The following is a 9,705-nucleotide window of genomic DNA, read 5'->3' on the forward strand; positions in this document are numbered from 1 at the left end:
GCTGGAAGATGCCGAACGCTCGATGGCGGTAGCGGAACGAGAAGCAGAACGAGGTCCTCCGGATGCGCCCGGCTCGTGTCCGCACGCCAGCGAAGCGCTTCGAAGTTTCGTAGCTGCTTTCCCACCCCTTCACAAACACGCCCTTCGATGGACATGATCGTCGGAGACGGTTGCCGTCCACCCAGTGCCAAGGAGGCCCCCATGCGGGTAAACCGAGTCTCAGCCCGTTTCCCACGCGTCACGCGCCACGCCGCCGCAGTCGTCCTCGCCGCGCTCGCGAGCGCCGGACTGGTCGGCGTCAGCGCGCAGCCGGCGTCGGCCACGCCTCCCGGGATCCCGTCGAAGGCGACGGCGCAGTCGCAGCTCAACGCCCTGACCGTGGCGGCGCAGGGCTCGACCAGCGGCTACTCGCGGGACCTGTTCCCGCACTGGATCACCATCAGCGGTAGCTGCAACACCCGCGAGCAGGTCCTCAAGCGCGACGGCACCTCCGTCGTCGTCGACAGCGCCTGCGCGGCCACCTCGGGCCGCTGGTACAGCCCCTACGACGGCGCGACCTGGACGGCGGCCTCCGATGTCGACATCGACCACGTCGTGCCGCTGGCGGAGGCGTGGCGCTCCGGCGCCAACTCCTGGACGACCAGCCGCCGGCAGAGCTTCGCCAACGACCTCACCCGTCCGCAATTGATTGCGGTGACGGACAACGTCAACCAGTCCAAGGGCGACCAGGACCCCTCCACCTGGCAGCCGTCCCTGTCGTCGTACCGGTGCACCTACAGCAAGATGTGGATCACCGTGAAGTACAGCTGGGGCTTGAAGCTGCAGTCGTCGGAGAAGTCAGCCCTGCAGAGCATGCTCAACACCTGCAGCTCCTGACAGCCCCTCGACCGGCGGGGCGTCCTTTGCGGGACGCCCCGCCGGCCGGACTATGCCTGCTGTGGCGAAGACGGTGCGCTGTCGCCGGCCTGCTTGCGCCACTGGCCGCCCGCGTCGGCGGCAAGGAGGCGCTTGACCATCGCCAGAGCGTCCGCCTCGGTGTCAAACTCCCAGCGCGGCACCCGGCCGTTCTCGCTGTCGCCAGCGCGGGCGACGACCTTCCACCGGACCTCACGGGTCAGCCACACATCCCGGCGGCCCAAGCGCCCCCAGATGCCGTTCCACCAGCGTCCCGCCTCCACCACGACATCGTACAAGTGTTCGATCATTGCTGGGGTGCGGGATGGCGAGTTCACTAGCCTCGCTCTTTCGTTAGTAGTCGATCATGGTGTTGAAGCGGGTTGTTGATCGGTGTGGCGGGGGTCGTGGGTGGTGGGGCGTGCTGAGGGCCCGGCGCGGTGGCCGGGTTCCTCCGTGTGGTGTCGACGCGTTGTGGTGGCGGGTGTCAACCGGTCGGGCGGGGTAGCGCGTAGAGGCGGGTGAACGCGGTGGCCAGATCTGTTGCCCAGGGCCAGGTTTCGGCGATGCGTAGTCGGGTTTGTCGGGCCGAGTGGGACAGGCGTGCGGCGACGTGCAGGAGGCGGTAGCGCAGTTTCTTGGGTTCGGCGGCGGCGAGGTGGCCGTCCAGGAGCAGCATCTGGGTCCAGGCGAGCAGGTCGATGCCGGTCAGGGCGAGTTGTAGCCATGCTTGGTTGATGGCGAAGATCCGGGAGGGGAAGCGGCCGAAGCCGGTGTCCTTGCCGGTTCTGATCCGGTCTTCGACGCGGGCGTGGGCGCGGTGGCGGGCCTCGAGGTATTGGATCGGGCCGCTGGTGGGGTCGCCGGGTGGGGTGTCGGTGGCGAGGACCTGGTGGCGCATCCCTTCGATGGTGTCGAACAGCGACAGCTGGGCGCCGGGGTGGGGTCGTTCCCGGCGCGCGATGAACCGGGTTCCGGGCGGGTAGCCGTCATCGGGGACCAGGCCGGTCAGTTCGCAGACTTCCGCTCCGTCGCTGGGTTCGCCGTCGGCGTCCAGGGCTGGCACCCACGTGGCGTGCTGTTTGGCGTGCAGGATCGCTTGGCGGATCGGTTCGGTGATCGCGACACCGACCGAGAAGCGGGTGTCCAGGCCGTCCTCGCGTAGGGCGCGGATGTGGGCCAGGAGGCCGTGGGTGCAGCCGGCGGAGTCCGACCGGATCAGGATCGGGGTGCCGTGCCGGTGGCGGTCGGGGATCTGCTCAAGGGCCTGGTCCAGGACGGTGATGTGATCGGCGGTGGTGTTCGACCCTGCCCGGCCCTCGCGCAGCAGGCCCGAGAGGGCTTCGCGGGTGTTGTCCAGGAAGCAGAACAACGGATGGTAGCCGAACGTGTGTTTCCAGGTCGGGGTCGCTGCTTCCTTCTCCGAGTGGCAGATCACGATGGATGCGTCCAGATCGAGGACCAGCCCAGGGATCGCCCGGCCCGCCGCGGATGACGCGGGCAGCCCGCCGTGGGCCTCAATCCGTTGCGCCCACGCGATCTCGCGGGCATGAGCGCGGGCGTCACGCAGCCGGACGAGCACCGCACTGTCCATGCCGGACAGCAGCCGCCACGCGGTCGGATCCGACGCGACCGGCCCGAACAGATCAGCCTGATCACGTAGCACCGCCAGATCCGAGATCGCCTCACCACCGTCGGCGAGCATGACCGCCAGATCCACCACGACCCGACCCGGGTCATGCACACCGCGCCGTTGCCGCAGCCCGGCCAGGGCCTCACCGCACGCCCCGGTCAACCCGGTCACCTCGGCGACGTCGGCCAGCAACCGGGCGCCGGCGTGACCGACCACGCCACGCCCGTCAGCACTCACGATGATCTTCGGACGCGTTCCGGTAGCCTTCACCTGAAAGGTGCCTTCCTTTGCGGACGATCCGGGCCTTCGACAAGCCAGATCATCCCAGACGGGAGGCACCTTCCTCATTCCCGATCATGAACCCCAGACGGGCTCAATGAAGGGCCCGGGCTAGGGTGGGCTTGTGCGTGCCGGTAGGCGCGCGAAGCCATTCTTCAGCCCGGCCTACGGCTCGTCCTTGATGACGTCAGTGGCCCTGGAGTAGGGGCCGGTCTTGCCGGAATGTCGGGGGCGTCCTCGCCGTCCCAATGGAGATAGCGGTGGGGTACAGGCGGACTGGGATGGTCACGGGCGCTGCGGTACGCGCCGGCGTGCAGCAGGAGAATCGGCCTCCCTGGTCAAGCGCGCAACCGAGCCGCTTGAGTACGTCACGGATAGCCGACCGACGACATCACGTATAGGGGCCCAGCCCGCCTTTTGCAGCTGCACGAGCAGTGGAACCCCCGGGGCTACCCGTAGACGACATCGCGTGACACTTCGACCCACACGACGTGGACACTGTCCCAACTGCGGTAAACGCTGCCGACGTACGTGGTTTGCAGGGCGCGCATGCTCGTGGCCGATCCGCTCAGATAGCTGCGGTACAGGGCGTCGAGGTGCCCGGGCACAGCGGCGTAGGGTTCCGCGGCGAGCCGGTCGAACACGCGCAGCGCACGGTCCTGGAAGCTGATGAGACCAATTCGCCGATGCTCGGGAAAGGACGCTGGCCATTCCTCGTCGGACAGCTGGATCCTCTGCAGCCGCAGCTTCGTCAGGGCGTCCTGCGCATCGTCGAAATCGAGGGCGTGTAGCAGAGGCTCGCTTCGCGGGCGGTGTTGGTCCCAGAGCGCCTCATGCCGCTGCGAATCACGAGCCGGGTGGGTCGGTTCGTAGGCGGGGGCGTTGTCCAGCCAACGGCGGACCAGGTCCCGGGCTTCGCTGCTCTTGCGTTCCTCGCTGGCCTTCTTCTCCGCAACAAGCCGATCCAGGCACGACCGGCACCATGGCGTGGAGTGCCTGCGGTCGAAGTCGCTCCGCTCGCCCGGCGGAATCTGGACTCCACACCCGCGGCAGCGCTCCGACCGTCCCTCGAACAGTCGCTTGAACATCCGTCGATACTTGCACGTCGATTGCCCCGCCAGCACCAGCGAGCCCACCTGGAGTCGACCGCCCACCGGCCAGGTCATCCGCCGCTACGAACACGACCGGCCCGGCGAACTGAATGGAGCACGTGGCGGAGAACTCCACCACCCGGATGGCGCTCAACTACGAGGCGGTCTACCGGCGGTTCCTCGCCGGGGCCGGCGCCGGGCCAGACGCTCGCGAGCCGGTCCGGCTCACGGCCCGCTGACCCCGCCGTGGAGCCGGTCGCCGGCACCGTCGCCGCCCGCCCGGTTTTGGCCCTGAGCGGCGCCAGATCGGCGAACCACCTCGGAGGTGTACTTCATGTAACTGAGAGAGCCAGAGGCGCTCGCATGCGCTGGCCGCTCCGGCGACCAGCACAGGGTCTGCAGGATGCCTCTCGCCAGACGTACTCGGCCCCTTCCGCGATCTCCGCTCGCAGGTCCGCCGGCGGTTTATCGGCAAGGCGCTACCGCCTGCGGATCCGTCGTGCGGCCTTGCTGGTTGACGAGGCGGTTCGAATTCACCCACTCCGAGGCGGGCGAAGTTTCGTGGGCTGGGCTGGCTGCCGTGGGAATCGGGCCTGTTCGCTCCGCTAGCTGGTCGGCGTTCGTTTGCCGATGTTCGCGGTCTGGCACCGGGCCGGATGGCACCCTGGGCACGTGAACCGGGCAGGGAGCTGAGGGAAGGCGGCAGTGGGATCACGGTGAACGGCCTCTGATGCGTACCGCGTTGATCGTTGTAGCCGTGCTGGCGACGGCGGTGGTCGTGGACCTGGTCTCCGGCATGGTGGTCCGCCGGGTAGCTCGCGGCCGTTACAAGTGGCTGCTGGAGCCCCTGCGGCAAGCCTGCCGCCGCCCGGCGGCAGCGGTCCTGCTGGTCGGGGCGCTGTACTACGCGCTGCCGCCCGGATCGGCCGACTGGCAGCGGTACCTGCGCCACGCGATCCAGCTGGTCCTGATCGCAGCCAGTGCATGGCTGGCGATCAGGACATTGAACGTGGCCGAATCAGTCTCGTTCAGCAAGTTGCCGAGCGATTTGGTCACCAGCCGGCGGATCCGGCGGGCCCGAACCCAGATCCGCCCGGTGCGGCGGCTCACCGCCGCCGTGGTCACGATCGTCGCGATCGGCCTGATCCTGATCACCTTCCGGCCGTTACGCCTCTTCGGCGTCTCCGTGCTGACGTCGGCGGGGGTGGTCGGCGCAGTGATCGGGCTGTCCGCCCGAACCGCGCTCGGCAACGCGTTCGCCGGCATCCAGGTCGCCTTCGCCGACGGGATGCACGTCGGCGACGTGTTGGTGGTGGACGGCGAATGGGGCCGGGTCGAGGAGGTGAAGCTGACCAACGTGGTGATCCGGCTCTGGGACGAGCGGATGCTCATCCTGCCGACCACGTACTTCACCGAGCGGCCGTTCCAGAACTGGACCCGGGACGAGTCGCGGGTGATCGGCAAGATCCAGATCCATGTCGACCACACCGCGAACCTGGACGACCTGCGCCGGGAGGCGCGCCGGCTGGTTGAGTCCTCACCGCTGTGGGATCGAGACCGGTGGGTGCTTCAGATGGTCGACGCCACCCCTCAGGCGGTGGTCATCCAGGTGCAGGCATCGGCCGCGGACGGCGCCAGCGCCTGGGACCTGCGCTGCGATCTGCGCGAGGGGCTGGTCCGCTACCTGCGGGACCAGCACCCCCAGTGGCTGCCCCGCACCCGCAGCCAGTACCAGCCCTGACCGACGGGTCCAACGAGGCCGCCAGCACCGATGGAATCCGTGCTTGTCGTGATCAACGGCGGTTGGGCAGGTAGGCGGTGGTGGCGTGTCGCTGCTCCGGATACAAGCTCCCGGTAGGACGGCAGTCGGCTAAGAACGACAGCCCGGGGGAGCTTCGTTGCTGACCAATCCTGCCAGCATCCTGCTGTCCAGGCGCAGCTGATCCGCCTGACATAACCGAACGGCGATTCGCCGATGTCCTGGAGTTCCTGGCCGAGACCAGCAGTTCTGCCTCGTCCATCCCACCAGCTGGATCGGCGCCGACCTAACCGGGGTGAAACCGCTGCCCGAAACCCCGGGCTTCACGCACTGAGTCAGCCGGCTGCCTTCGGGAGGTCCCCGCTCAGCCGCCGCTGTCCGGGCTGCCCGGCGAGCGCCGGCGTACGTCGCGCTTCTCGCGTCCTACTCGTACGTGGCCGTTGTATTGCTCAACCACAAAGCGGCGTTCAACCGCATCCAGCCGGCCGGCCTGCACTGGATGAACCTGTTCGTGCTGTTCACCACGGCGTTGCTGCCGTTCCGACCATCGTCATGTCGCACGCGCTGCAGTAGCACCACAAGGCGGACCAGCGCGTAAGCACAGCCTTCTACGCGCTGATCGGCGCGTTGTTGTGCGCGACTTGGCTGGCGTCGTACCACTACCTGGCCGGGACCCCACTTAGTGAAGGAAAAGGTCAAGGCCCCCGTTCTTCCCCGTCGAGCGGACCCGGGCCCTCCCCGGGGCCGTTCTGTACCTCGTGGGGTCTGATGGGCTACCTGGGCACCGCTGGTCGGCCTCGCCATCTTCCTCATCCTGCCCCATGTTCTACCCCGTCACCAGCGCCGATCCGTACCAGTTTCGGGTGAGACCCGCCGGACCGTCCACTTCCCCTGCCACCAACCGGCTGAGGGCGGGCCACTCCCCGTTTTACCCCGGCCGGCGCGGGTACCCGCCGCAATCCGGTTGGAGAGGGGGATCCGAGGTGAACTACAGCGAGTTCGTCCAGTCCGTGGCAGCGCGACCGAAGGTTCCGCCGGGGCAGGCGGAACCGATCACCCGCGCCACGCTCGAGACGTTGGCAGGACGTATCACTGGCGGCCAGGCGAGGGACCTCGCCTCACAACTCCCTGAGGAGCTACGAGGCCTGGTGCGTAGGCCCACCGAAGATCCGGAACGGTTCGGGCTGGCCGAATTCTTCGAACGGGTGCAGTCACGGGCCGGGGTGGATCGCCAGGTGGCCACCGACGGTGCACGGGCCGTGCTGGATACCCTTCGTGAGTCGGCCAGCGCTAAGGAGTACGGAGACCTTGTCGACCAGTTGCCCCAGGAGTTCTGGCAGTTGACAGGGCCGGGGACGGGACGGCTCGAGACCCGCCGGGTTGGCACCTAGCCAGGGCGCGCGAATCCGCCAGAAAGCTCGGGCGGTAGCGGCGCCGGATGCGCCGCTACCGCCCGTTCAGAATCGGCGGCGAGGGACACTACCCGCGGCTGCCCTGCCCTGACTGCGGCCAAGGAGAGGCGGTGCGCGGACGTGACGCGTGGCCGTTGAGGCTGAGCAGCGTCTTGCGGGTGACGGCGAGTTCGGCCAGTTCGGTCTCGGAGCCTCCACGATTGCAGGAGGATTGACAGCCCGATCCGGTGATCGCTCCGGGTTCCCCCCTGCGCCATCCGGTCGAGCCGGAACGCTGAACGGGTGGAGCAGCAATCGGGACGACCGGCGCGGGGACGCCTGCTGTCGGTCAGGCGCGCCCTGTGGTCGCTGGCCGTCGGTGTCGCCGCCGGGACGGCCACCGCGCTGGTCGGGGCGCCGGAGTTGACACCGCTGGTCATCTGGACGATCGCGGCGGGCACCATCCTTGTCTGGGTGTGGCGGGCCTGCTGGCCGGCGAGCCCAAAGCGTACGGAGCAGCTGGCCGAGGCGGAGAAGAACTCCCGTTCCACCGACTCAGCGATCTTAATAGCATCAGCTATCAGCCTCGCCGCCGTGGCCGAGGCCCTCGTCCGCGTCTCGAACCAGCAGGACATGGTGGCTCTCACGCTGGTGATCCTCAGCGTCGTAGCGGTGGTCCTGGCGTGGGCGCTGGTGAATACGGTCTTCGCGTTCAAGTACGCCCGGCTGTACTACCGCGACGACGGCGGCGGCATCGACTTCAAGCGGGGCGACCGACCGGCGTACGCCGACTTCGCGTACGTCGCCTTCACGGTCGGCATGTCCTACGCCCCAGGCGAGAACGAACCGAACAGCAACCGCATGCGCCGGATGGCGCTCGGGCACGCGCTGCTCTCGTACACATTCGGAACTGGCATCCTGGCCGTCGCCGTCAACCTGGTCACCAACCTAGGCCAGTCGTGACCCACGCGGCATCAAATGCGCCCGCTGCTGGAACGGATCCGCATGGGGCAAGCCAGCTCAACATGGAAGGAGTGATCCGCGCGTTAAGCGAGCAACAGAGTCGGCCTCGCGGTCGCGTCGAACTCACCGACGACCACCCACCCGACGCGACGCCCGATCACTCTCCACCTGGCAGCACCGCTCGGATCGGGCCTAACCTTGACGAACGGACGGTACGCCTGGCTTGAAAACAGCCGAACAGCTTGCCCGGGCAGTGCTCGGACGCATAACCGACCTCGCTGCCCTCCCTACGGGCGAAACGGCGATGGGGACCCGCCCGCATCGCCGGGCGCCTCGGCCTGCCCACCTCCACATGCCACGCGATCCTGACCCGGGCCCGGGTGGCCCGCCTCGCCGACCTCGATGATCATGGTTCTGCCGGTGCCCCACCTCAGACGTGCCGCCAGGCGGCATCGGGCGCACACGGTCTAGGAAAGCGGCTGAGGCAGGCTGGCCACGCGACCGTCAGGCATCGCCTGCGTGAGCGGCAACTCGTAGGAGACTTCCGCGACTAGGGCACCGTCGATGTCCTCGACACGGGCGCCCTCGGGGATGGGCGTCCACCCGAGCTTCTGGTAGAAGCCCTGGGCGCCATGGTTGTCGGCGAGTACCCACAGCAGGGCCCGATCGCATCCCCAGGAACGCAGCACAGCGAGGCCTTGCTCCATCAGGCGCCGCCCGATGCCCTGCCCCTGCGCCTGCGGGTGCACATGGATGGCGAAGACCTCGCCCCGCTGGCCAGCCTTCTGCAGGAAAGCAAATCCTTGTGGAGTGCCGTCGACGTCGACCACCAGCAGATTGTTCGGCTCGGGTGCCTGCGGCAGGTACTCATGCCACCAGGCCGTCAACGATTCTGGTGTCATGGCGTCCAACACCTCGTCGGGTAGCAACCCTCGGTAGGTAGCTTGCCGCGTCGCCAAGTGGACGCGAGCGATCCCAACCGTGTCCTGCTGATCACCGAATCGAATGCGCATGACGGTCACGGTACCGGCGCGCGCAAGCAGCTCAGAACCTACAACTCTGGCACCTGACCTTCCCGCTCAACGTGGCCCCACCCATGGGGGTAGCGCGCACTGGTCGGGTAGCCGATTCTCTAAGAGCGTGTTTGAGAAGGTCTCTTGTGGACGGCGTGGCGGCATGACATCCGTCGGCGGGTCGGCCAGGGTGGCGCGGTGTCTGCTCGTCGTGGCTACCCCTCCGACCTGACCGACGCTCAGTGGGCTTTGATCGAGCCGTTGTTGCCGGAGCCGAACACGGACGGCCGGCGGGAGAAGCATCCGCGGCGGGAGGTCGTCAACGCGATCCTGTACGTGGTGCGGTCGGGGTGTCCGTGGCGGTACCTGCCTGCTGACCTGCCGCCGTGGCAGACGGTGTACTGGTACTTCACCAGGTGGGAGGAAGCCGGTGTGACGGAGAAACTCCTGGCCACCCTGCGGGTCAAGGCGCGGGTGCAGCAGGGCCGAACCTCGGAGCCGTCGGCGGGGATCATTGACTCCCAGACGGTGAAGGGCGCTGACACCGTTGGCCGGGACAGCCGGGGCTACGACGCCGGGAAGAAGACATCCGATGCGGAACTGCTGTCAAGCAGCGGAAGGTAGTTGCTGGTTGGCAGCGTTGGGGAAGGCGACGGTTTCGTTGAAGGTGATGCGGTTGCTG

8 protein-coding genes and 1 pseudogene are annotated in these 9,705 nt (G+C 67.9%); 5 read left to right on the top strand and 4 right to left on the bottom strand.

Features of this window, described 5'->3' with window-relative positions; all coding sequences use genetic code 11:
- The first annotated feature begins 201 nt into the window (after nucleotides 1-201).
- Nucleotides 202-876: an HNH endonuclease family protein gene (locus KBX63_RS33035; RefSeq protein ID WP_210918174.1), complete on the top strand. Its 675-nt coding sequence runs from the start codon at nucleotides 202-204 to the stop codon at nucleotides 874-876.
- Between the two features lie 50 nt (nucleotides 877-926).
- Here the strand turns inward: KBX63_RS33035 and KBX63_RS33040 are convergent, their stop codons facing one another.
- The 3 genes from KBX63_RS33040 to KBX63_RS33050 all read right to left on the bottom strand — a co-directional run bounded on the left by KBX63_RS33040 (nucleotide 927) and on the right by KBX63_RS33050 (nucleotide 3,894).
- Nucleotides 927-1,193: a hypothetical protein gene (locus KBX63_RS33040; protein ID WP_247663832.1), complete on the bottom strand. Its 267-nt coding sequence runs from the start codon at nucleotides 1,191-1,193 to the stop codon at nucleotides 927-929.
- Nucleotides 1,194-1,381: 188 nt separating this feature from the next.
- Nucleotides 1,382-2,875: an IS1380 family transposase gene (locus KBX63_RS33045; RefSeq protein WP_374102293.1), complete on the bottom strand. Its 1,494-nt coding sequence runs from the start codon at nucleotides 2,873-2,875 to the stop codon at nucleotides 1,382-1,384.
- Between the two features lie 380 nt (nucleotides 2,876-3,255).
- Complete coding sequence (locus KBX63_RS33050; protein WP_210918179.1) at nucleotides 3,256-3,894, bottom strand: hypothetical protein; 639 nt, start codon at nucleotides 3,892-3,894, stop codon at nucleotides 3,256-3,258.
- Nucleotides 3,895-4,627: 733 nt separating this feature from the next.
- Between KBX63_RS33050 and KBX63_RS33055 the strand changes: the two genes are divergently transcribed.
- The 3 genes from KBX63_RS33055 (at nucleotide 4,628) to KBX63_RS33065 (ending at nucleotide 8,010) form a co-directional block, all read left to right on the top strand.
- Nucleotides 4,628-5,638 (top strand): mechanosensitive ion channel family protein, encoded by a 1,011-nt coding sequence (locus KBX63_RS33055; protein WP_210918182.1) that lies wholly within the window; start codon nucleotides 4,628-4,630, stop codon nucleotides 5,636-5,638.
- 1,001 nt (nucleotides 5,639-6,639) lie between these two features.
- A complete protein-coding gene (locus KBX63_RS33060; RefSeq protein ID WP_210918184.1) occupies nucleotides 6,640-7,047 on the top strand; it encodes a DUF2267 domain-containing protein in 408 nt (135 codons plus the stop codon).
- A gap of 303 nt (nucleotides 7,048-7,350) precedes the next feature.
- Nucleotides 7,351-8,010, top strand: coding sequence for a DUF1345 domain-containing protein (locus KBX63_RS33065; protein WP_210918187.1), 660 nt, complete (start codon nucleotides 7,351-7,353; stop codon nucleotides 8,008-8,010).
- Nucleotides 8,011-8,477: 467 nt separating this feature from the next.
- Here the strand turns inward: KBX63_RS33065 and KBX63_RS33070 are convergent, their stop codons facing one another.
- Nucleotides 8,478-9,023, bottom strand: a complete 546-nt coding sequence (locus tag KBX63_RS33070; RefSeq protein ID WP_210918190.1) for a GNAT family N-acetyltransferase — start codon at nucleotides 9,021-9,023, stop codon at nucleotides 8,478-8,480.
- A gap of 198 nt (nucleotides 9,024-9,221) precedes the next feature.
- On the opposite strand from KBX63_RS33070, the pseudogene KBX63_RS33075 reads away from it, so the two are divergent.
- Nucleotides 9,222-9,608, top strand: a pseudogene (locus tag KBX63_RS33075) (IS5 family transposase); the annotation flags it as partial.
- Between the last annotated feature and the right edge of the window lie 97 nt (nucleotides 9,609-9,705).

It is taken from the genome of Micromonospora sp. U21, assembly GCF_018070045.1.
Lineage (GTDB): Bacteria > Actinomycetota > Actinomycetes > Mycobacteriales > Micromonosporaceae > Micromonospora.